The following is a 22,141-nucleotide window of genomic DNA, read 5'->3' on the forward strand; positions in this document are numbered from 1 at the left end:
AGCGACAAATGGCGGATTCGAAGCATTCAGAAAATGGTCTGAAGCGCGCGCTGAGCGGCGGGCTCGGCCTGAAATTGGCCGGTTTGGCGATGGTGCTCGCACTGGTCGCGGTGGTTACCGTCGCGATGGTCATGTTCGTCGGTGGTTTCACCCCGACCTCGAAAATCCTGGTCGAGGCGCCGCGCAGCGGTCTCGTCCTCGACACCGACGCGAAAGTGAAGGTGCGCGGGGTCGAGATAGGCCGGGTGGCATCGGTCGAATATGCCGAGGACGGCGCGCGGCTGCGCCTCGAGGTATCGCCGGACAAATTGAAGATGGTGCCGTCCAACGCGGGCGTCGATATCAGGTCGACCACGGTGTTCGGCGCGAAGTACGTCAATTTCATCATTCCGGACGAACCCGCGTCGACCTCGCTGAAACCGGGCTCCACGGTGTCCGCCTCGCGGGTGACCGTCGAATTCAACACCCTGTTCCAGCACCTGTCGGATGTGCTCGCTCAACTGGACCCGGAGAAACTCAACGCCACCCTGACCGCGCTCGGCACGGCGCTGGAGGGCCGCGGGGCGAAACTCGGCGATCTGCTCTCCCGCAGTGACGCCTACCTGCGCGAGATCAACCCCTATCTGCCCACGCTGCAACAGGATCTGAACAAGACGACCGAGGTGACGGGAATCTATTCCGACACCGTTGTCGACCTGCTGCGCACGGTCGACAACGCGACGCTCACCAGCCGCACCTTCATCGATGAACAGGACAACCTGGACGCGGTGCTGACGAATGTGATCGGGCTGGCCGACACGACGGGCGCGGTCCTGCGCCAGAACGAGAACAATCTGGTCACCGCGCTGGATCTGCTCCGGCCGACATCCGCGCTGCTGAACCAGTACGCACCGGCGTTGAACTGTGTGATCACCGGTGTCGGCGGATTGATGCCGTTGGCCGAGGAAGTCTTCGGCGGCGTACTGCCCGGCGTCGGCATGAATACCAACTTCATGTTCGGCTCGAAGCCCTATACCTATCCGAACGACCTGCCGAAGGTGAATGCCACCGGCGGACCGCATTGCGAGGGTGTCGTCGACCGGGCGCCGGAAAGCCATTCCGATTACCTGGTCACCGATACCAACCAGGGCGCGCCGTATGTGCCGAATACCGGTCCGATCACAATCAACGAGGGTCCCAAGGTGTTCCAGTTGTTGTTCGCCGGGCTGCCAGGGGTGGACAAGCTGTGAAGAACACCGCGACAACGGTCAAACTGACCATTTTCACCCTGGTCATGGCCCTGGTCTTCGCGGGCCTGGCCATCGTCTTCAGCCAGATGCGTTTCTCGCGTGAACACGGTTACAACGCGGTGTTCACCAGTTCCTCGGGAATTCTGCCGGGCGCGAAGGTGCGTATCGCCGGTGTGCCGGTCGGTTCGGTGAGTTCGGTGAAGGTGGGCAAGGACCACCTCGCGCACGTCGAATTCGACGTCGACCGGAAATACACCCTGCTCACCAGCACTCGGGCGACCATCAAATACGAGAATCTGGTCGGCGACAGATATCTGGAACTCATGGAGGGACCGGGCTCGGCCGAGGTCATGCGCTCGGGCGCGACCATGGGGACGGACCGGACCGCACCCGCGCTCGACCTGGATCTGCTGCTCGGCGGTTTCAAACCGCTGCTGCGCGGACTCGATCCGACCCAGGTCAACGATCTGACCGACGCGCTGTTGCAGATCTTTCAGGGCCAGGGCGGCACGCTGGTCCAATTGCTCAACAGCGGTGGCTCGTTCACCAAGACGCTGTCCGAACGCGACGAACTGATCGGCAGCGTGATCGACAATCTGAACACCGTCCTGCGGACCATCGATGAGCGCGGCGACCAATTCGGCACGACTCTCGACGAATTGCAGCGACTGGTGAGCGGACTGTCCGCGAATCGCGATCCGATCGGCGACGCGCTGCCCAGAATCGCCGGGGCCACAAGGGATCTCACCGATCTGCTGGCGACGGCGCGTCCGGATCTGCGCAACACCATCGAGCAGACCGGCCGACTCGCCACCAACCTCGACGAAGGCTCGGACACGGTGCAGTGGGTGATCGAGCGGCTGCCCGAAACCTATAAGAAGCTCATCCGCATCGGCGCTTACGGCTCCTTCCTACAGCTCTATGTCTGCGGCACGAATTTCCTGGTCGACGGCCCGAACGGGCAAACCCTGGAGGTCAAGATGCCGGGTTTGCAGGCGACAGGAAGGTGTACGCCCAATGAGTGAGAAGCGTTCGCCCGCGATCACCATCGGTATCGTCGGCATCGTCGTCGGCCTCGCGATCGCCCTGTCCGCCCTGCAATTCGATCGGCTGCCCTTCATCCGCGGCGGCGCCACCTTCACCGCGAATTTCACCGACGCCGGCGGACTGCTGCCCGGTGACGCGGTCCAGGTCGCCGGGGTGCGCAGCGGTCGGGTCGAGAAGGTCGAACTCGACGGCGACAAGGTGCTCGTGCGATTCAGCCTCGATGAGTCGATCGTGTTGGGACAGAAGACTTCCGCGGCGATCAAGACCAATACGGTGCTCGGTCGCAAATCGCTGGAGGTGACCCCACAGGGTTCGGGCGCGCTGCGGGTGGACGACACGATCCCGCTGGAACGCACCACCTCCCCGTATTCGCTCAACGAAGCGCTGGGCGATCTCGGCAGCACCATCGGCGAACTCGATATGGACAAGGTCGACCAAACCCTGGACGCGCTGTCGGAGACCTTCGCCGACACCCCGGCGCCGTTGCGGTCCGCGCTGGACGGGGTCACGGCGCTGTCGCGCAGTATCAACGCCCGCGACCAGGCGCTGTCGGATCTGCTGACCAGGGCGCAGAGCGTCACCAAGATCCTCGCCGACCGCAGCGACCAGATCAACGCGCTGCTGCTCGACGGCAACAACCTGCTCGGCGAACTCGAACGTCGACGCGGCGCGATCGGCCAGCTCATCGTGTACGTGAATCAGGTATCGCTCCAACTGTCGGGTTTGGTCTCCGATAACGAGCCGCTGTTGAAATCGGCGCTGGACCGGCTGAATTCGGTGTTGAACCTGCTCCAGCGCAATAAGCAGAACCTCAGCGACGCGCTCGACAGCGTCGGCCCGTACGCGGCGGCGCTCGGCGAACAGGTCGGCAACGGCCCGTGGTTCAACGCCTACGTGGTCAACGCGACGAGTACCGAGTTGCGGCCACTGGTCGACGCGCTGGTCTGGCCGGAACAGCTGCCCAACGATCTGCGCAATATTTTCACCCACCCGGCGCCGCCGTCGATCGGGCCTGCGGAAGAGGATCCACCGCGATGAGCAAGTTGAACGGAGTACGGACACTGCCGCGCTGGGCGTTGATCACCGCGGGAGTGCTGGTGGCCGCGCTCGTCGCGTTCGCTGTCTACACCGGTGTCACCAGGATCGGCAAGACCACGATCACCGCCTACTTCCCGTCCACGAGCGCCCTGTACGAGGGCGACGATGTGCGCGTGCTCGGCGTCAGGGTCGGCACCATCGACAAGATCGAGCCGGGCCGCGAACAGGTGCGCGTCACAGTGACGATCGACCGGGGTGTCGACATTCCGGCCGACGCGCGCGCGGTGATCATCTCGCCCTCGCTGGTCTCGGCCCGGTTCATCCAATTGGCCCCCGCCTACACCGGCGGACCGAAAATGGCCGACGACGCGACGATTCCGATCGAGCACACCGCGATCCCGGTCGAATGGGACGACATCAAGGCCGAACTGTCCAAACTCGCCACCGCCCTCGGGCCGGTCGGCGACGACGAGCAGGGCTCGTTCGGACGGTTCGTGAACACCGCCGCCGACAATCTGGACGGCAACGGCCAGAAACTGCGCGACACCCTGCACGAACTGTCGGCGACGCTGAACACCCTGTCCGACGGCCGGACCGATCTCTTCGGCACCATCCGTAATTTGCAGAAATTCGTCGAGGTGCTGTCCGGCAGCAACGAGCAGATCGTGCAATTCGGCAGCAGGCTGGCCTCGGTGTCGGAAGTACTCGGCGACACCTCGGACGATCTCGGCGCGGGACTGGACAATCTGGATATCGCGCTGGCCGATGTGAAGCGGTTCCTCGACGGCAGCGGAGCCGAACTCACCGAAGGCGTCACGCGGTTGAGCGATGTGACACAGCTGCTGGTGGACAAGCGTCCCGAACTCGAGCGGGTGCTGCATTCCGGGCCGACCGCGCTGGTGAACTTCTACCAGATCTACAAACCCGCGCAGGGCACGCTGACCGGTGCGATCGCGCTGAACAACACGGCCGACCCGCTGAGCTTCCTGTGCGGTTCCATCCGCGCGCTCGAATACGACCAGTCCGATCGAAGCGCCGACCTGTGCGCGCAGTACCTGGCGCCGGTGATCAGCTCGGTCGCCATGAACTACGCGCCCATCCTGCTGAATCCGGCCACCGGCGTGCACGCGTTCCCCGACCAGATCGTCTACAGCGATCCGAGCCTGGAGGGCCAGACCTCACCGCAGGTGACCGTGCCCGACGGTGTTGCCGGACTCGCCATTCCGGGAGGAAACCGATGACGCGCCCGCGTTCGATGCGGCGGGTCGCCGCACTCGCCGTAGGTCTGGCGGTGACGCTCGGCGTCTCCGGATGCGAATGGGACGGGTTGAACTCGCTGCCCCTGCCGGGCACCGAGGGCACCGACGGCTATCGGATCCAGATCCAGATGCCGAATGTGACCACCCTGACCAAGAATTCGCCGGTCCGGGTCGATGATGTCACCGTCGGCACCGTCACCGGCATCGAGGTGCAGGATTGGCACGCGCTCGTCACCGTCGCACTCGACCGTGACGTCCGGCTGCCCGCGAACGCGGTGGCGAAGATCGGCCAGACCAGTCTGCTCGGCAGCAACCACGTCGAACTCGGCCCGCCCGAGGACGCGGCCCCGGTGGGCGAGTTGCGCGGTGGCGACGTCATCCCGCTGTCGCGGGCCGGGGCCTACCCGACCACCGAACAGGTGCTCTCCTCGCTGTCGGTCGTCCTCAACGGCGGTGGCATCTCACAGCTGGAAACCATTACCCGCGAACTGAATTCCGCCCTGACCGGGCGCGAGGACGATATCCGCGACCTGCTGCCGCAACTGGCGACGCTGGCGACCGGTCTGGACAAACAGCGCGAGGACATCATCTCGGCCATGAGCGGACTCGACCGCCTCGCCGGGCAATTCGCCGATCAGCGTGACGTGGTGGCGCGGGCGATCGACCAGATCCACCCCGCGCTGACGATCCTGGCCGACCGCACCGCGAACATCACCGCCGCGGTGACCTCCCTCGGCGAACTCAGCGATGTGGCCGACCGCATCGTCAGCGAGAGCGGTGAGGATCTGAAGGCGAATCTGCGCAGCCTCGGCCCGGTGCTCCAGACCCTGGCCGATACCGGCGTCAACCTCATCGAATCGCTGAAGATCCTGCCCACCTTCCCGTTCCCGATCAAGAACATCGGCAACGCGATCAAGGGCGACTACATGAACCTGTTCATCACCGTCGACATGACCGGGCGCAGGCTCGATTCCAACTGGCTGACCGGAACCCCGCTCGGCGGGCGTTTCGGCGGCGTCGAAGGCGTGATCGGCAGTTTCGCCCCCGATTCCGCCGCACAGGGCGGTAATCCCGCGACCGGGCCATTGCTGCCGACGCCCGACGCGGGCGCCTCGCCCACGCCGACGCTGCCGGGCCTGCCGCCCATCCCCGGACTGCCCGCCATTCCGGGCCTGACGGTTCCGCTGCCCGGAAATACCGCGCCACAGGGGGGGACGGGCCGATGACGCTCACCAAATTCGTCCGCGGTCAGCTGACCATCTTCGCGATCCTTACCGTGATCGGGCTGGTCGTGATGGGCGGGGTCTACGTCGAACTGCCCGCCATGTTCGGCATCGGACGCTACGACGTCACGGTGCGACTCGCCGCGACCGGTGGGCTGTACCAGCAGGCCAATGTCGCCTACCGAGGCACGAACGTCGGCGTGGTGAAGGACGTGGTGCTCACCGACGAGGGCGTCGACGCGAAACTGTCCATCGACAGCGACTACAAGATCCCCGCCGATGTGGACGCCTGGGTGCGCAGCGTCTCGGCGATCGGCGAACAGTACGTCGACCTGGTCCCGGTCGACAATCCTCGGGGCGGCAACCTCTCCGACGGCTCGGTGATCCCCGTGCAGCGCACCAAGTTGCCGCAGGATGTCGGATCGCTGCTCGACCAGACCGACCGGCTGCTGTCCAGCGTGGCAGACACCAGACTGCGGCAGGTGATCGACGAGGCGTTCCGCGCGTTCAACGGCGCGGGCCCCGATCTGCAACGTTTCATCGATTCCGCGTCGCTGCTGGTGCAGGAAGCGCAGAACAACACCGAGCCGACCAAAGAGCTGCTCGACCAACTCGGTCCGCTGCTGGACACCCAGATCGAATCCGACGCCGCGATCCGTTCCTGGACCGCGGATCTGGCGACGGTCACCGATACGCTGCGCGCGCACGACCCGTCGCTGCGCAGCCTGCTCCAGGACGGCCCTTCGGCCATGCAGCGGGTCACCGAGCAGTTCCAGTCGCTGCAACCGACCCTGCCGATCCTGCTGACCAATCTGGTGAGCCTGGGCCAGGTCGCCGTCACCTATCACGCGGGTATCGAACAACTTCTCGTCGTCTTCCCGCCGCTGATCGCGGCCTTGCGCACCATCATCCGCGGGCCGGCCAAATACGGCGCGATGGTCGACTTCATGGCGGTGGTCAACGATCCGCCCGCCTGCACGACCGGATTCCTGCCCGCCGACCAGCGCCGCTCGCCGAGCGAACTGGATTCCATCGACACCCCGCCCGGGCTCTACTGCAAGGTGCCGCAGGATTCGCCGATCGCGGTGCGCGGCATCAGGAATACCCCGTGCGCGGAATTCCCGGGGGTGCGCGCGCCTACGCCGGAACTGTGCCGGACCGGATTCGTGCCCGAGGGCAACAACCCGCCGTTCGGACCCGTGCAGCCGGTCGCACCCCCGAGCGCCGAGACGCCTGACGAGGCGCCGACCGCGCCCGCCTCGTACCGCACACCGGCGGCGGCCAGATCCTACGACCCGTCGACCGGTGTGTACATCGGCCCTGACGGCCGGACCTACCGTCAGGGAGATGTCGGCCCCGGCGGCTCGGGAACGGTACCGTCGAGTTGGCAAGCGATGCTCGAGGAGCAGCAACGATGAGTGATATCAACGGCGATAACCACCGCGTGCGCAGGCGAGCGGTCCGTTCGGTCGGTCCTCCGGTGGAGGAGGACGACGGTCCGTCCGGCGTCACCGCGGTGAATGCCGAGAAGGTACCTGCCGCGGCGGGCGTGACCGCCGCGGCTCGGACCGGCGGTGTCGACGCCGTCGAGAAGGTGGGAAGCGATGCCGGGGAGAAAGCGGCGTCGAAGTCCGTCGGCGGTTACGGCGACGTCGTGGCGGACACTACGACCAAGCCGTGGGGCGTCGCGGCGAAGTCGGTGGTGACAGCGAAGAAGCCACCGTCGACCGCCGAGTCGAAGGCAGGCGAAGCCGACGAATCGGACGACACCGACACCCCGGTCGACCTGACGAAATCCGATGCCGACGCCACCGTCGAGAAGCCGAAGCGCCGGGTCGGACGCGTCGTGACCGTGGTCGCCGCCGCGGTGCTGGTACTGCTGACGGTGGTCGGCGCTGGCACGTCGATCTTCCTGGTGCACACGACGAACGTGCGCGACGAGCGACGTGCGGAATACGTGCAGACCGCGCGCCAGGCGGTGCTCAACCTGACGACGATCCGCGCGGATTCGGCCAAGGCCGATATCGACCGGATCCTGTCGCTGGCGTCGGGGCAGTTCAAAACCGAATTCGACGGGCGTGTCGATCCTTTCATGAGCATCGTGCAGCAGGCCAAGGTCGTCTCGAACGGCGAGGTCGTCGAGGCCGCGATCCAGCAGGACGACGAGAATTCGGCACAGGTGCTCGTCGCGGCGAAGCAGACGTTGAGCAACGCGGGCCAGGCCGAGCCGCAGACGCGGTACTACCGATTCCGGGTCACCGTGTCCAGGGGCGATACCGGTCTGACCGCGTCGAAGGTGGAGTTCGTGGCATGAGGATCCTCTCGGGAAAACTGGGGCTGGTCGGCGCGGGTATCGCGGGCGTGGTGATCGCCGCCGCGGTGATCATCATGGGTATCAACGGTTTCCGATACTGGGACCATCAGCGGACCGAGGTCGCGCGCGACGAGGCGGTCACCGCGGCGCAGCGCACGGTGTCGGCCATGTTCACCTACGACTACGGCACCGTCGACACCGAATTGCCGAAGGCCGCCGACAACCTGTCGGCGAGTTTCCGCGAGGACTACCTGAAGCTGATCACCCAGGCCATCGCGCCCGGCGCCAAGGAGAAGCAGCTCACCGTCAACGCGACCACGCAGGCCGGTGGCGTCGTGGAGGCCGAGCGGTCCCACGTCGTCGTGCTGCTCTTCCTCAACCAGGTGACCACGAGCAAGGACACCCCGCAGGGCACGACCACGGGCAGCCGGGTGCGCGTCACGCTGGACAAGACGGACAACCGCTGGCTGGTCGACTCGGTGAACCCTGTGTAAGGGAGTGTTTTCGGCGGCCGGGGCCGCGGGTTCGCGGCCCCTGGTTGTCTCGCGTCCGAGCGGTCGAGACCGGCGACTTCGTCGCGTGCGCTTCGACCGCTCGGACGCGAGACGGGCCGCGAACGGGCGCTCGTAAGGCTCGCGCCTGTGGTGGCTTGGTGTTGATCACGGCGCCACACCGGTCGATGACCGATTGCGTTCGGACGCGGGACGGGGTTGTGACCGGGGTGCTCGTAGGGCTCGCGCCGGGCGGGGTGGGTGTCGATCGCTCGGTGGTGGACAAGGCTGCTGGTAGGACTCGTGGCGGGTAGGTGGGTGTCGGACGCTGGGGGCTCGAAGGGCCCGCGTTGATCGGTCCTCAGCGCGGCAGGGTGACGGTGAAGGTCGTGCCCTTGCCCACCACGCTGTCGACCGTGACCGTCCCGCCGTGCGCGCTGACCAGCGCCTGCACGATGGACAGGCCCAGGCCGGTGCCACCGCTGGCACGCGTGCGCGAGGTGTCGGTGCGGTAGAAGCGTTCGAATACGCGCGCGGCCTCGTCTTCGGGCAGGCCGGGGCCGGTGTCGGCGACTTCCAGACGGACGTCGTGCTTTCGAGGGGTCAGACGCACGGTGACCGCCGCGTCGGGCGGGGTGTGGGTGAGGGCGTTGTTCAGGAGGTTGCCCAGCACCTGACGTAACCGCTCGGAGTCGCCCTCGATCTCCAATGTGCCTTCCCCGGAACGGATTTCCAAGGCGATGGGCCTGGGGTTCTCCGGTGCGGCAGCGGCGGCGACCGCGCGGGCGTTGTGCACGGCGTCGCTGGCGAGCGCGAGCAGATCCACCTGGCCGCGTTCGAGCGGACGCTGGGCGTCCAGACGGGCCAGCATCAGCAGATCCTCGACCAGCAGACCCATCCGCTGCGCCTCGGTTTCGATCCGCGCCATGAACAGCGCGGGATCGGTGGTGGCGCCCTGTCGGTAGAGTTCGGCGAAGCCGCGGATCGTCGTGAGCGGCGTGCGCAATTCGTGACTGGCGTCGGCGACGAAGCGCCGCATATTCGCCTCGGACTGCCTGGCCGCCGCTTCGGACGCCTCGGTCGCCTTGAACGCCGACTGGATCTGGGCCAGCATGCCGTTGAGCGACCGCGACAGCCGATCGACCTCGGTATTGGTGCCGCGCACCGGCACCCGGCGGTGCAGATCGCCGCGCGCGATGGCGGCGGCGATGTTCTCGACTCGGCGCAGCGGGCGCAGACTGCGGCGGATCGCGAAATACGCGGCCACCGCGAGGACGGCCAGCACCGCCGCCCCGACCGCCAATTGCAGGATGACCAGCCGGTGCACGGTATCGCTGTTCTGGGTCAGCGGCAGCGCGACGGTGGTGACGCCGTCCTGGGTGCGCAGCGACAGCGTCCGCCACCGGACGGGAGAATCCCCGACCGACGGCACCGTCGCCGGTCCGGTGACCTCGGCGCGGGTATTCGCGGGCAGTGCGTCCGGAATCGCGGGCAGCGCGGGCTCCGCGTCGACGCCGAACGCCTGCACCGAGATCTGCACCGCGCCCATCCCGGCCGCGTCGCCCGTACTCTGCGCCTTCACGTAGAACTGGCTCGGCGGATGCCGCGAATCCGGCGGCTGCGCGATCGGCGCGGGCGGACGTAACCGCCGCGACCATTCCAGTGCCCCCTCGCGCAACTGCTGGTCGGTGCGGCTGGTGAGCGACTGTTCGAGTCCGGAGGTGACGAGCGTGCCCGATATCAGCAGACCGAGACCGGACAGCGCCACCAGGGCGAGCACGAGCGCGACCCGAAGCGGCACCGCGGCGAACCTGTCGCGGACACGCCGCAGGATCGTCGCCGAGCGGGCCGGTTCGCTTGTCGCCCGGCGCGGGCGTCGTGCGGGACCGGTCCGGCTCACTGCCCGGCCGGGCGGGCCGCGCGCATGACATAGCCGACGCCGCGCAGCGTATGGATCAAGCGCTGCTCGGTGTCGACCTTCTTGCGCAGATAGGACACGTAGGTCTCGACCACGCCGACCTCGCCGCCGAAGTCGTAGCGCCACACATGATCCAGGATGCGCGGTTTGCTCAGCACGGTGCCCGCGTTGACCATGAAATAGCGCAGCAGCGTGAATTCGGTGGGCGACAACGCGACCGGTTCACCGGCCTTCCAGACCTCGTGCGTGTCGTCGTCGAGTTCGATGTCCTCGAACCGCAGCCGCGAATTCTTCGGCGCGGGCGCGGCGTGGCCAGCGCGGCGCAGGACCACGCGCAGCCGCGCCACCACTTCCTCGAGGCTGAACGGTTTGGTGATGTAGTCGTCGGCGCCGAGGGTGAGTCCCGCGACCTTGTCCTGCACCTCGTCGCGCGCGGTGAGGAACAGGACCGGTGCGTCGACACCGTCGGCGCGCAACCGGCGCAACAGTCCGAATCCGTCCATACCCGGCATCATCACGTCGACGATGAGCGCCTGCGGTCGGAAACCGCGCGCCTTGTCCAACGCCTGCGCGCCGTCGGCCGCGGTGTCCACCTCGAATCCCTGGTAGCGCAGACTCACCGACAGCAGTTCGACGATCATCGGTTCGTCGTCCACGACCAGCACCCTGGCCTCGGGTTTCTGTTCTGTGGGCCCGCCGGTCATGTGTTCCATCCTGCGGTAGGGGACTGGGAACTCACTGGACCTTTCCTGGGTGGTTGCTGTGAACGTCCCCCACCGCGTCAGCGGCGCCGTGCTGTCAGCGGCGTGGTGTCCGCGACTCCGGGTAGGTGTCGTCATCGGTGAGCAGGGCGCTCCCGGCGACCTGATCCTGGGCGAGGGCCTCCAGGAAGGCGCGGGCCCAGCGATCCACGTCGTGGGCGAGCACCTGGCGGCGCAGCGACCGCATCCGGCGGCGCTTGGTGTCGCGGTCGTCCTCCAGCGCGGAGACGATCGCGTCCTTCACGCTGTCCAGATCGTGCGGATTGCACAGATAGGACTGACGCAATTCCGCTGCGGCCCCGGTGAACTCACTCAGCACCAGGGCGCCGTTGAGTCCGCTGTGGCACGCCACGTACTCCTTGGCGACCAGATTCATCCCGTCGCGCAGCGGGGTGACCAGCATGACGTCGGCCGCGACGAAGAACGCGAGCAATTCCTCGCGCGGGATCGGACGGTGCAGGTAGTGCACCACCGGATAGCCGACGCGGGCGAATTCGCCGTTGATGCGGCCCACCTGGCGTTCGATATCCCCGCGCATCTGGATATAGCTCTCGACACGCTCGCGACTCGGGGTCGCCAACTGCACCATCACCGTCTCGGAGGGGTCGACCCGGCCGTCGACCAGCAATTCCTCCAGCGCGTTGAGCCGGATATCGATGCCCTTGGTGTAGTCGAGACGGTCGACACCGAGCAGGATGTTCTTCGGATTCCCCAGTTCCGCACGGATTTTCGCGGCACGCTCGCGCACCGACCGCCGTCGGGAATTGTCGTCCATCTCGGCCGAGGAGATGGAGATCGGGAACGCGCCGACCCGCACCGTCCGGAATCCGACCTGGACGACGCCCATCTTGGAGCGCACACCGACGGTGCCGCGCGAGGTGGCCTGGCCCGCCAGTCGGCGTGCCAGATACAGGAAGTTCTGCGCGCCGCCGGGCAGGTGGAAACCGATCAGATCGGCGCCGAGCAGACCCTCGATGATCTCGGTCCGCCACGGCATCTGCATGAACAGCTCGACCGGCGGGAAGGGGATGTGCAAGAAGAACCCGATGGTCAGATCGGGGCGCAACATGCGCAGCATCTTCGGAACGAGTTGCAGCTGGTAGTCCTGCACCCACACCGTCGCGCCCTCGGCGGCCACCTTGGCCGTGGCCTCGGCGAATCGCCTGTTCACCGTGACATAGGCGGCCCACCAGGCGCGGTCGTAGGTCGGTCGCACGATGACGTCGTGATAGAGCGGCCACAACGTGCCGTTGGAGAAACCTTCGTAGTAGTCGGCGACTTCCTGCGCCGACAGCGTGACCGGATGCAGTTCCAGGCCGTCTTCGATGATCGGATCGAGGTCGGCGTCGGGAACTCCCGCCCAGCCGACCCACGCCCCCTTGTTGTTGCGCAACACCGGTTCCAACGCGGTGACCAGGCCGCCCGGGCTGCGTTTCCATCGGGTCGAGCCATCGGGTAGTCGATCGAGATCCACCGGTAGCCGATTGGCCACGACGACGAAACCGGAACCGGCCCCGTCGGTTTCGATCGGCTCCACCACATCCGCCGATGTCGTCGTGCGATCGTCGGGAGAAGCGAGCTCGGAGTCGTCGGACGGCTGGTCGGTCATCTGGTCCACTCACGCATCCTTATTCGAGCGGCGGCGTTCGCGGTGCTGAGCGAGCGACCGCCTCCGGGCCCCGACGCTCACCGGATGGTGTGCATCGCTGATCCCGTCTGGAGTTGTCGGGTGTCGTCGACGGCGCCGTTGTCGTCGAGCGGGTTGGGGTTACTCGCCTCGACCGTTGGGGCCGATGCCGAGCATCGACAGCAACATCCGGCACTCGTCGGCGTCTTCCGCGTACGCGGCGACGACGCGCTGGGCCTGACGGGCGGTTTCATCGGCGAGTGGTTCCAGGTCATCGTCCGCGATATCGTTCGCGCTGCCCTTCGCAGCCATCTCAAATCCTCCCGGCTCATTACGCTCGTACGTGCGAATAGTCAATGGTATATGGCGCGGGCGCGGGCACGCCGCACCCGATACCTCGAGCACCCGCCTCGGTGCGTTGCGGGACCCCTGCCTATACCGTGGTGACGGGGCCGTAGCGACCGGAAGCAGGTCGCTCCTGACGGTCAGCACCAACTCCACGAAAGGGTCGACAATGCCGCTGGCCACGGTGAACGGGATATCCCTCAACTACCAGGTCAAGGGTGACCGTGCCAAGGGCGCGGACGTCAAGGGCGGGGCGCCGCTCGTCGTGATGATCATGGGCACCGGAAGTCCCGGCCGAGTCTGGGAACTGCACCAGGTGCCCGCGCTCGTCGCCGCCGGATACCGGGTGTGCACATTCGACAACCGGGGTATCGCGCCGTCCTACGAAGCGCCGTCGGGAATGACGATCGACCAGCTGGTCGGCGACACCGCCGGGCTGATCGAATTGCTCGACGAGGGCCCCGCACTGGTCGTCGGCACGTCGATGGGCGCGCGCGTGGCCCAGGAATTGGCTTTGGCCAGGCCGGATCTGGTACGCAAGGCCGTATTCATGGCGGGCCACGGCCGCCTCGACCAGTTCCAGAAGACGCTCTCGCTCGGCGAACACGAACTCGACGCGAGCGGGGTGAAGATACCCGCCAAATACGAGGCCGCCGTCACCGCCGTGATGAACCTGTCGCCCGCGACGATGTCGCAGCCCAACGCGGCGCGCGACTGGCTGGATCTGTTCGAGTTCACCGGCGGTCCGGTGACCCCCGGTATCCGCGCCCAGCGCCGGATGGACCACGATTTCGACCGGGTCCAGGCCTACCGCGCCATCACCGTGCCATGCCTTTCGGTCGGATTCGCCGACGACAGGATGATCCCGCCCTACCTCTCCCGCGAGGTCGCCGAGGCCATTCCCGGTGCCCGCTACCAGGAGATTCCCGACGCCGGGCATTTCGGCTACCTGGAGAAACCGGACGATGTGAACAAGATCCTGCTCGAGTTCTTCGCCGGGTGAACCGGGCGCGGGTCCGATCCGTTGAACCCCAGGACGAGGTAACCACCTACGCGTAGCGTCTCCCTTGCTAGGGTCGACACAACGCTCGGGGAGCATCCGGGGCGTGGCTCGTGTACCGCACGGCCCAGCGCCGGACGGTCTCAGGAGCCGATCCCGTACACAGCGCCAGTATCCAGTGAGGTGAAATTGAGCACCAACCCCTTCGACGACGAAGACGGTCGATTCTTCGTCCTGGTCAACGACGAGGAACAGCATTCCCTGTGGCCGGCCTTCGCGGAGGTCCCGGCCGGATGGCGAGTCGTGTTCGGCGAGGACAGCCGCGCTGCCTGCGTCGAGTACGTCGAGAAGAACTGGACCGATATGCGTCCGAAGAGCTTGCGGGACGCGATGGCCGCCGACGACGCGGCCCGTCAGGGCGCCCAGTCCTGAACCGCGGTATCCGATACTGCGCCGGGAAAGCTGATTCAGCCGCCAGCCGTGCGGCACCGTATCTCGGTGTCGCACGGCCGGTGTGCCCCGCTATAGTGGGCAACCGGTCGCGATTGGTACCGCTTCCGCCTCCTTAGCTCAGTGGTAGAGCACTCGCCTTGTAAGCGAAAGGTCGTCAGTTCAATCCTGACAGGGGGCTCCCGATGAAAAGGGTGGTCTTTCCGCATGTGCGGACGGGCCACCCTTTTCGTGTTCGGCTCAGGCGGGGACGTTCGCGCCGTGGCCCAGGTCGCGCAGGGCCTGCTTGATCTTGGACTGGGCTTCGTCCAGGGATTCGGGGGAGGGGGTGGGGTCGGCGCCGGAGATGTCGAAATTGCCCATGGAGAAGGCGGGGAAGACGTGGACGTGGAGGTGGGGGACCTCGAGGCCGGCGATGAGCAGGCCCGCGCGGGGTGCGCCCCAGGCCGCGCGCACGGCTTTGCCGATCTTCTGGGCCACCAGGTTGAGGCGGGTGAAGACCTCGCCGTCGATGTCCTGCCACTGATCGATTTCCGCGCGCGGGACCACGAGGGTGTGGCCCGGCGTGATCGGGTTGATGGTCAGGAAACCGACGAATTCGTCGTCCTCCCAGACGAATCGGCCGGGGAGGTCGCCTGCGATGATCGCGCTGAAGACAGAAGCCATGAGCGCAGGCTACAACCTCGCCTCGGCGCGCAGCTGTCACACCGCGACGCTGTCACACCGCGACGAAGTGCGACAGGATCCCCTGGACCTCGTAGATGTCGACCTGACGGTTGAACCGTTTCTGCAAGGGCTCGTTGCTTCCGGCGATCCAGATGACCAGCTCGGCATCCAGATCGAAGGTGCCCGCGGTCTCCACCGCGAAATGCGTGATGGAGCGGTACGGGACGCTGTGGTAGCTGACCTTGCGGCCGGACAGACCCTGTTTGTCGACCAGGATCAGGCGGCGGTTGGTGAAGAGCATCGCGTCGCGGACCAGCAGATACGCCGAATAGATCTGCTCGCCGTTGCCGAGTAGCTTCGCGTACTCCTGTTGCGCCTGGGCCGGGTCGATTCGTCCGGCATTTCCCATCAGTCCATCGATCAGACCCATCGCTGGCCCATCCTTCGGCTTGCTCCGGCAGCGGATGATGCGGGCGTTCGGCCCGCACCACTTGCCATCATCCTCTTCGCTGGGCCGCGACGGGTGAATGGCGACAACGGATTTCGTCCGCGTCGTGGCGTTGTTCGCCGAAACGTCGATCGCTCGTCATTCGCTGGTAACGGGCTCCGGCCCGGAGCGGGGAGGACTACACATAAGCTGTTGGCCGTGCGCGTACTCGTCATCGGCTCAGGTGCCCGTGAACATGCCCTCGTCCTGGCCCTCCGCAGGGACCCCGCGGTCACCGCGCTGGTCGCGGCCCCGGGCAACGCAGGAATAGCCCAGCACGCGCAGACTCGCGCGGTCGATCCGTCCTCGGGTGAGGCGGTCGCCGCGCTGGCCGTGGAGGTGAAGGCGGATCTGGTCGTCATCGGACCCGAAGTGCCGCTGGTGCTCGGTGTCGCCGATGCCGTCCGTGCTGCGGGGATCGCGTGTTTCGGGCCGTCGGCCGACGCCGCCAGGATCGAAGGTTCCAAGGCGTTCGCCAAGGATGTGATGATCGCGGCCGGTGTGCGCACCGCGCACAGCGAGATCGTCGACACCCCCGCCGACCTCGACGCCGCGCTCGACCGTTTCGGACCCACCTGGGTCGTCAAGGACGACGGTCTGGCGGCCGGAAAGGGCGTCGTCGTCACCGACGACCGCCTCGCCGCCCGCGACCACGGCGCGGAGCTGCTGGAGAACGGTCATCCCGTCCTGTTCGAAACCTTCCTCGACGGCCCTGAAGTCTCGCTGTTCTGCCTGGTCGACGGCGAAACCGTGGTGCCGCTGCTGCCCGCGCAGGACCACAAGCGCGTCGGCGACGGCGACACCGGACCGAATACCGGCGGCATGGGCGCCTACACCCCGCTGCCCTGGCTGCCGGAGGAAACGGTCACCGCCATCGTCGACGATGTCGTGAAACCGGTCGCCGCCGAACTCGTCCGACGCGGCAGCGCCTTCTCCGGACTGCTCTACGCCGGTCTCGCGATCGGCGCCGACGGCCCCGCCGTCATCGAATTCAATTGCCGCTTCGGCGATCCCGAGACCCAAGCTGTGCTGTCGCTGCTCGGGAGCCCCCTCGGCGAACTCCTCAACGCCACCGCCACCGGAACCCTGGCCGATGTCGCGCCCCCGCGCTGGCGCGACGGCGCCGCCGTCACCGTGGTCGTCGCCGCCGAGAACTACCCCGGCCGCCCCCGCATCGGTGACGTCATCACCGGCGCCGAGGACAGCGCCCAGAACACCGCGTCGTCGGTCCTGCACGCGGGCACCGAATCACGCGCCGACGGAGCGCTCGTATCCGCAGGCGGCCGTGTACTGAGCGTCGTCGGCGTCGGCGCCGACCTCACCGAGGCTCGCGTCAACGCCTACGAGCGCATCGCGAGAATCAAACTCGCAGGCAGCCACTACCGCACCGACATCGGCCTGGCCGCCGTCGAAGACCGCATCCAGGTCGGGTAACCCCAACCCTCACATTCACATCAACGAGTTCGTCCCGGCGGGGGTAGTGACCCGACTGCGACGTGCACGCTCGGCGCGCCCTACAGAGCGCTCCGGTTCGCGCCCACCCCGTTCAGATCTGGTACCCGGACCGGCCTCCACTACCTCTGAACTGGTACGACGAGCTCGTCCCCGCAGGGCAGTACCCCGACCGCGACACCCCGCTGAACGCTCCCTGCCCGGAGCGAGTCTTACGAGGAACCACGCCGCGCCAGCGGCCAATATCACCGCCGCCAGAATTACAACCCGAGCCCACGTTGGGCGAGCCAAGCCGCGGGGTCGATGTGTTGTCCCTGTTGGATGACCTCGAAGTGCAGGTGGGGGCCGGTCGAGTCGCCTCGGTTGCCCATGCGGGCGATCTGCATACCGGCCGGGACGCGTTCGCCGACGGAGACGAAGAAGTCGTACATGTGGCCGTAGACGGTGATGGTGCCGTCGTCGTGTCTGATGCGTACCCACAGGCCGAAGCCCTGGGCGGGGCCCGCGTCGATGACGGTGCCGGAGGCGACGGCGTGGATGGGGGTGCCGATGGGGGCGGCGATATCGATGCCCGCGTGGAAAGTGCCCCAGCGGGAACCGAATCCGGAGGTGAAGGCGCCGATGGCGGGTAGGACGAATCCGCCCGCGCCGGGCAGGATCGAGCCGGGCGACAGCGGGATGGTGCCGGAGGTCATCCAGGGCTGGCGTTCACCGGCGACGGCGGCGGCCGCTTCGGCTCTGGCGCGTTCGAGGGTGGCGCGGGCGGCGGCCGCGACGACGGCTTGTTCGCGGATGCGTTCGCCGTTGGCGATGGCGTTGAGGTAGCGCCGCACGGAGGGTGGGGTCGACTGGAATTGCTGGGGATAGGCGAAGGCGACGCGCTGGGCTTCCTGCGGGCCGGGGGTGCGTTCGGTGACTCCCCAGGTGAAGGGGGAGTCGGCGGTGGCGAACAGTGCGACGGTCAGCATTCCGGCGAGGAGTACCCGGTGCCGGATCAGGAGGGCGCGGTAGTCGCGGTCGCGTTGTCGTTGCCACAGTTCGCGAAGGTCGGGACGTGGTCGGTGACGCAGTTCGCGTAGTCGGGTCTCGATTCGGCGCAACGATCCGGTGACGATCGCTCGCAGCCGGGCCGGTGCGGCGCGCCGATCCTGGTCGATGACGCCTGGTCGGCCCACGGCGCGTACTCGTTCGAGCCCCACGCGGCGAGCCTTCTCGAGGCGGCGAGCTTTTTCGAGCATTACGCAGACCCTAGCCTCGTCGATCCGCTGGGTAAACGATGCGGGCACGGTGTGTGGCACGTCGGGCACGGGCGAGGGGCCGCCGGGTGCGAGGGTCTACCGTCTCTCTCGTGTCTCGAGAATCTCGCCGGTCGAACATCCCACCTTTCTACGTGATGGATGTATGGAAGGCAGCCGCGCAGCGGGCGCGAACACACGGTGACGTGCTGGTGCTGGCGGCCGGGCAGCCTTCGACGCCCGCTCCCGCTCCGGTGCTGCGGGCGACGAAGGTCGCCATAGATTCCGAATTACTGGGCTATACCGAGACTTTCGGTATTCTGCCGTTGCGCGAGGCGATCGCGGACCATCACAGCCGGACCTACGGGCATCCGGTCCATCCGGACGAGGTGGTGGTGACGACGGGATCGTCCGGCGCGTTCACCCTCCTCTTCCTCGGGGCGTTCGACCCCGGTGACACCGTCGTGGTGGCCAGGCCCGGTTATCCGGCCTATCGCAACAGTCTGGCCGCGCTCGGCTGCCGGGTGGTCGAACTGGACTGCGGCGCGCAGACCCGGTTCCAGCCGACGGTGGCGATGCTGGAGGCGCTGTCCGAACCGCCCGCGGGCCTGGTCGTGGCCAGTCCGGCGAATCCGACCGGGACCATGATCGCCCCGGACGAACTCGCCGCGCTGGCTCGCTGGTGCGAGGCGAACGGGACGCTGCTGATCTCCGACGAGATCTATCACGGCATCACCTACGAGACGACGGCCTCGGGTGACCGCACCGCCTCGGCGTGGGAGACCTCGCGCGAGTCCGTGGTGATCGGCTCGGTGTCGAAATATTTCTCGATGACGGGCTGGCGTCTGGGCTGGATGCTCGCCCCGGCCGATCTACGTCCGGCGTTGCAGCGGCTCGCGTCGAATATGACGGTGTGTCCGCCCGCGATTTCGCAGTACGCGGCGTTGCACGCCTTCGGCGCGGACGCGAAAACCGAACTGGACGGACATGTTCGACGCTATGCGGCGAACCGTCGGCTACTTCTGGACGGACTGCCGAAACTGGGCATCACCGATCTCGCCCCAGCGGACGGTGCGTTCTACGCCTACGCCGATATCGGCCATCTGACCGATGATTCGCTCGCGTGGTGCGCGCGAGTGCTCGAGCACACCGGTGTCGCCCTCGCTCCCGGCATCGATTTCGACACCGTCTCGGGTCATCGAACAGTTCGCTTCTCATTTGCTGGAGCGACCGCGGATATAGAAGAGGCGTTGACCCGACTCGGCCGTTATCTGGACGACTGACGCGGTCTCGATGCCGGTAGTCGAAGGTCAAGTACTGCAACAACTTTCCACAGACCGTCCCACGGGGCGTGCCGATGGGGTAGAAAATCGGTAGCTGGGTTTCCCCTCACGATTTCGCACGGAATGAACTGATGATGACTGGCACGATGGCACGGTGATAACCGCGACGACCCCGAAAGGCGAACGGCGTCGCCAGGCTCTGGTAGCGGCCGCCGCCGAGTTGTTACTCGAAGGCGGATTCGATGCGGTACGGCATCGTTCGGTCGCGACGCGGGCCGATTTGCCGCTCGCGTCGACGACCTACTATTTCGAGTCCCTCGAGGATCTGATCGCGCGTGCGGTCGAATTCAGCGGCAACGCCGAATTGGACACGATGCGCCGCCGCATCGGCGAAGTGAGTCATCGCCGGCGTGGCGCCGAGGCGACCGTCGACTTGGTGCTCGATCTGTTGATCGGCGCCGACGAGGCCGCGCGCGGACAGCTGATCGCTCGCTACGAGCGCTCGGTGGCTTCGGCGCGCCATCCCGAGCTCCGCGGCGTGCAGTTACGCCTGCGCGCGCAACTCGACGAACTCCTGGCCGAGGTGCTCCGCCGCTCCGACCGAACGGTCCGGCCCGAACAGCTGCGCAGACTCGTCGCCGTGGTCGACGGCGCGGTGGTGGCGGCGCTGAGCGAGATGGATCCGGAACCGCGGCGGATGGCCCGTGGCGCGCTGCTCGAAGTCATCGATATCGTCGCTCCGGCGACGCCCCAGCAAGTGGATCGCTTCCGGGCACTAGACTGACGCCACGTGAGCGAGCGCAGTGGGTCATCCTCAGGGGAGCCAACCGTAGGGACAGGGCGCATGTGCGCGAAGGATCCGAGCGTCAGCGAGGTGCGATCGTGAGTCTGGTTCCCAACGTCCTCGCCACCAGGTACGCCAGCCCCCAGCTGGTACACCTCTGGTCCCCCGAGAACAAGATCGTGCTGGAGCGGCGGCTGTGGCTCGAGGTGCTGCGTGCGCAGTCCGAGCTCGGCGTCGGGATCCCGGACGGCGTCGTCGCCGATTACGAGCGGGTCGTCGACCAGGTGGATCTGGCCTCGATCGCCGAGCGCGAGCGGGTCACCCGCCACGACGTGAAAGCCCGTATCGAGGAGTTCAACGCGCTGGCCGGGCACGAACACGTGCACAAGGGCATGACCAGCCGCGACCTCACCGAGAACGTCGAACAATTGCAGATCCGGCTGTCGCTCGAACATGTGCACGCGCACGGTGTGGCGATCGCCGCCAGGCTGGCCGAGCGTGCCGCCGAGTATCAGACGCTGGTGATGGCGGGGCGTTCGCACAATGTCGCGGCTCAGGCCACCACACTCGGCAAACGTTTCGCCTCGGCCGCCGACGAACTGCTGATCGCGTTGAGCCGGGTGCGTGAACTCGTCGACCGGTACCCGCTGCGCGGGATCAAGGGGCCGATGGGCACCGCGCAGGACATGCTCGATCTGCTCGACGGCGACGCGGACAAATTGGCCGCCCTGGAACATCAGGTGGCCCGCCATCTCGGTTTCGCGACCGTGCTGACCAGCGTCGGTCAGGTGTATCCGCGCTCGCTCGACCACGACGTGCTCTCGGCGCTGGTCCAAGTGGGCGCGGGCCCGTCCTCGTTCGCGCACACGATCCGGCTGATGGCCGGGCACGAGCTGGTCACCGAGGGTTTCCAGCCCGGCCAGGTCGGTAGTTCGGCGATGCCGCACAAGATGAACACGCGTTCCTGCGAGCGGGTCAACGGCCTTCAGGTGGTGCTGCGCGGCTATGCCTCGATGGCCGCCGAACTCGCGGGCGCGCAATGGAACGAGGGTGACGTCTTCTGTTCGGTGGTGCGTCGCGTCGCGCTGCCCGACGCCTTCTTCGCGATCGACGGCATGATGGAGACCTTCCTGACCGTGCTCGCCGAATTCGGGGCCTACCCGGCCGTGATCTCCCGCGAACTCGACCGCTACCTGCCGTTCCTCGCCACCACCAGGATGTTGATCGCGGCGGTGCGCGCGGGTGTGGGCCGGGAGACCGCGCACGAGGTCATCAAGGAACACGCGGTGGCGGTGGCGTTGGCCATGCGGGAACAGGGACGCGAACCCGATCTGCTGGATCGTCTCGCCGCCGACGCCCGTTTTCCGCTGGACCGCGCCGGACTCGACGCGGCGCTCGCCGACCGATCGGCGTTCATCGGCGCGGCGTCCGCGCAGGTCGGCGAGGTGGTCGCCACCGTGCAGAAACTGGTCGACAGCTACCCCGAGGCGTCGCGCTACACCCCGTCGCCGATTCTCTAGCGGCATCACGGT

At 66.9% G+C, this 22,141-nt stretch carries 21 protein-coding genes and 1 tRNA gene; 15 read left to right on the forward strand and 7 right to left on the reverse strand.

What is annotated here, in order from left to right:
• The first annotated feature begins 8 nt into the window (after positions 1 to 8).
• From OG225_RS37385 to OG225_RS37420, 8 genes are read left to right on the forward strand one after another with little or no spacing between them, the layout of a single operon-like run.
• Positions 9 to 1,229, forward strand: a complete 1,221-nt coding sequence (locus tag OG225_RS37385) for an MCE family protein (RefSeq protein ID WP_405179404.1) — start codon at positions 9 to 11, stop codon at positions 1,227 to 1,229.
• Positions 1,226 to 2,254: an MCE family protein gene (locus OG225_RS37390; RefSeq protein ID WP_405179405.1), complete on the forward strand. Its 1,029-nt coding sequence runs from the start codon at positions 1,226 to 1,228 to the stop codon at positions 2,252 to 2,254. The genes OG225_RS37385 and OG225_RS37390 overlap by 4 nt, the downstream gene beginning before the upstream one ends.
• Positions 2,247 to 3,314 (forward strand): MCE family protein, encoded by a 1,068-nt coding sequence (locus OG225_RS37395; protein ID WP_216916325.1) that lies wholly within the window; start codon positions 2,247 to 2,249, stop codon positions 3,312 to 3,314. Before OG225_RS37390 ends, OG225_RS37395 begins: the two co-directional genes overlap by 8 nt.
• Positions 3,311 to 4,555: an MCE family protein gene (locus tag OG225_RS37400; RefSeq protein WP_405179406.1), complete on the forward strand. Its 1,245-nt coding sequence runs from the start codon at positions 3,311 to 3,313 to the stop codon at positions 4,553 to 4,555. The genes OG225_RS37395 and OG225_RS37400 overlap by 4 nt, the downstream gene beginning before the upstream one ends.
• On the forward strand, positions 4,552 to 5,799 hold the full coding sequence (locus tag OG225_RS37405; protein WP_405179407.1) for an MCE family protein: 1,248 nt from the start codon (positions 4,552 to 4,554) through the stop codon (positions 5,797 to 5,799). The genes OG225_RS37400 and OG225_RS37405 overlap by 4 nt, the downstream gene beginning before the upstream one ends.
• Complete coding sequence (locus OG225_RS37410) at positions 5,796 to 7,214, forward strand: MCE family protein (protein WP_405179408.1); 1,419 nt, start codon at positions 5,796 to 5,798, stop codon at positions 7,212 to 7,214. The genes OG225_RS37405 and OG225_RS37410 overlap by 4 nt, the downstream gene beginning before the upstream one ends.
• Positions 7,211 to 8,110: a hypothetical protein gene (locus OG225_RS37415; protein ID WP_405179409.1), complete on the forward strand. Its 900-nt coding sequence runs from the start codon at positions 7,211 to 7,213 to the stop codon at positions 8,108 to 8,110. Before OG225_RS37410 ends, OG225_RS37415 begins: the two co-directional genes overlap by 4 nt.
• Complete coding sequence (locus OG225_RS37420; protein ID WP_216916334.1) at positions 8,107 to 8,604, forward strand: h domain protein; 498 nt, start codon at positions 8,107 to 8,109, stop codon at positions 8,602 to 8,604. Before OG225_RS37415 ends, OG225_RS37420 begins: the two co-directional genes overlap by 4 nt.
• Positions 8,605 to 8,962: 358 nt before the next feature.
• Here the strand turns inward: OG225_RS37420 and OG225_RS37425 are convergent, their stop codons facing one another.
• From OG225_RS37425 to OG225_RS37440, 4 genes are all read right to left on the reverse strand, one after another.
• Positions 8,963 to 10,402 carry a sensor histidine kinase gene (locus OG225_RS37425; RefSeq protein WP_405179410.1) on the reverse strand — a complete coding sequence of 480 codons (1,440 nt, stop codon included), beginning with the start codon at positions 10,400 to 10,402 and terminating at the stop codon, positions 8,963 to 8,965.
• A 95-nt stretch (positions 10,403 to 10,497) separates the two neighbouring features.
• Complete coding sequence (locus tag OG225_RS37430) at positions 10,498 to 11,223, reverse strand: response regulator transcription factor (protein WP_405179411.1); 726 nt, start codon at positions 11,221 to 11,223, stop codon at positions 10,498 to 10,500.
• Between the two features lie 94 nt (positions 11,224 to 11,317).
• Complete coding sequence (locus tag OG225_RS37435; protein ID WP_254190620.1) at positions 11,318 to 12,889, reverse strand: trehalose-6-phosphate synthase; 1,572 nt, start codon at positions 12,887 to 12,889, stop codon at positions 11,318 to 11,320.
• Positions 12,890 to 13,048: 159 nt separating this feature from the next.
• On the reverse strand, positions 13,049 to 13,219 hold the full coding sequence (locus OG225_RS37440) for a hypothetical protein (protein ID WP_169334866.1): 171 nt from the start codon (positions 13,217 to 13,219) through the stop codon (positions 13,049 to 13,051).
• A gap of 202 nt (positions 13,220 to 13,421) precedes the next feature.
• Between OG225_RS37440 and OG225_RS37445 the strand changes: the two genes are divergently transcribed.
• From OG225_RS37445 to OG225_RS37455, 3 genes are all read left to right on the forward strand, one after another.
• Positions 13,422 to 14,255, forward strand: coding sequence for an alpha/beta fold hydrolase (locus OG225_RS37445; protein ID WP_405179412.1), 834 nt, complete (start codon positions 13,422 to 13,424; stop codon positions 14,253 to 14,255).
• A 186-nt stretch (positions 14,256 to 14,441) separates the two neighbouring features.
• The gene (locus tag OG225_RS37450) at positions 14,442 to 14,684 is read left to right on the forward strand and encodes an MbtH family protein (RefSeq protein WP_011207082.1); all 243 of its coding nucleotides are present in this window, start codon (positions 14,442 to 14,444) and stop codon (positions 14,682 to 14,684) included.
• Positions 14,685 to 14,811: 127 nt separating this feature from the next.
• Positions 14,812 to 14,883, forward strand: a tRNA-Thr gene (locus tag OG225_RS37455).
• 59 nt (positions 14,884 to 14,942) lie between these two features.
• Here the strand turns inward: OG225_RS37455 and OG225_RS37460 are convergent.
• Positions 14,943 to 15,368: an HIT family protein gene (locus OG225_RS37460; RefSeq protein ID WP_405179413.1), complete on the reverse strand. Its 426-nt coding sequence runs from the start codon at positions 15,366 to 15,368 to the stop codon at positions 14,943 to 14,945.
• A 52-nt stretch (positions 15,369 to 15,420) separates the two neighbouring features.
• A complete protein-coding gene (locus tag OG225_RS37465) occupies positions 15,421 to 15,798 on the reverse strand; it encodes a PH domain-containing protein (protein ID WP_405179414.1) in 378 nt (125 codons plus the stop codon).
• 216 nt (positions 15,799 to 16,014) lie between these two features.
• On the opposite strand from OG225_RS37465, the gene purD reads away from it, so the two are divergent.
• Complete coding sequence (gene purD / locus OG225_RS37470) at positions 16,015 to 17,289, forward strand: phosphoribosylamine--glycine ligase (protein ID WP_405183497.1); 1,275 nt, start codon at positions 16,015 to 16,017, stop codon at positions 17,287 to 17,289.
• A gap of 278 nt (positions 17,290 to 17,567) precedes the next feature.
• On the opposite strand, the gene OG225_RS37475 is transcribed toward purD, so the two are convergent.
• Positions 17,568 to 18,545: a M23 family metallopeptidase gene (locus OG225_RS37475; protein WP_405179415.1), complete on the reverse strand. Its 978-nt coding sequence runs from the start codon at positions 18,543 to 18,545 to the stop codon at positions 17,568 to 17,570.
• A 110-nt stretch (positions 18,546 to 18,655) separates the two neighbouring features.
• On the opposite strand from OG225_RS37475, the gene OG225_RS37480 reads away from it, so the two are divergent.
• The 3 genes from OG225_RS37480 to purB all read left to right on the forward strand — a co-directional run bounded on the left by OG225_RS37480 (position 18,656) and on the right by purB (position 22,129).
• Positions 18,656 to 19,825: a pyridoxal phosphate-dependent aminotransferase gene (locus OG225_RS37480; protein ID WP_405179416.1), complete on the forward strand. Its 1,170-nt coding sequence runs from the start codon at positions 18,656 to 18,658 to the stop codon at positions 19,823 to 19,825.
• Between the two features lie 154 nt (positions 19,826 to 19,979).
• Positions 19,980 to 20,609, forward strand: coding sequence for a TetR/AcrR family transcriptional regulator (locus OG225_RS37485; protein WP_109525204.1), 630 nt, complete (start codon positions 19,980 to 19,982; stop codon positions 20,607 to 20,609).
• A 98-nt stretch (positions 20,610 to 20,707) separates the two neighbouring features.
• Entirely contained in the window at positions 20,708 to 22,129 is a 1,422-nt protein-coding gene (gene purB / locus OG225_RS37490) for an adenylosuccinate lyase (RefSeq protein ID WP_405179417.1), read from the forward strand.
• The last annotated feature ends 12 nt before the right edge of the window (positions 22,130 to 22,141 follow it).

This window comes from Nocardia sp. NBC_01377 (genome assembly GCF_045040005.1).
In the GTDB taxonomy this organism is placed as follows: Bacteria; Actinomycetota; Actinomycetes; order Mycobacteriales; family Mycobacteriaceae; genus Nocardia; species Nocardia noduli.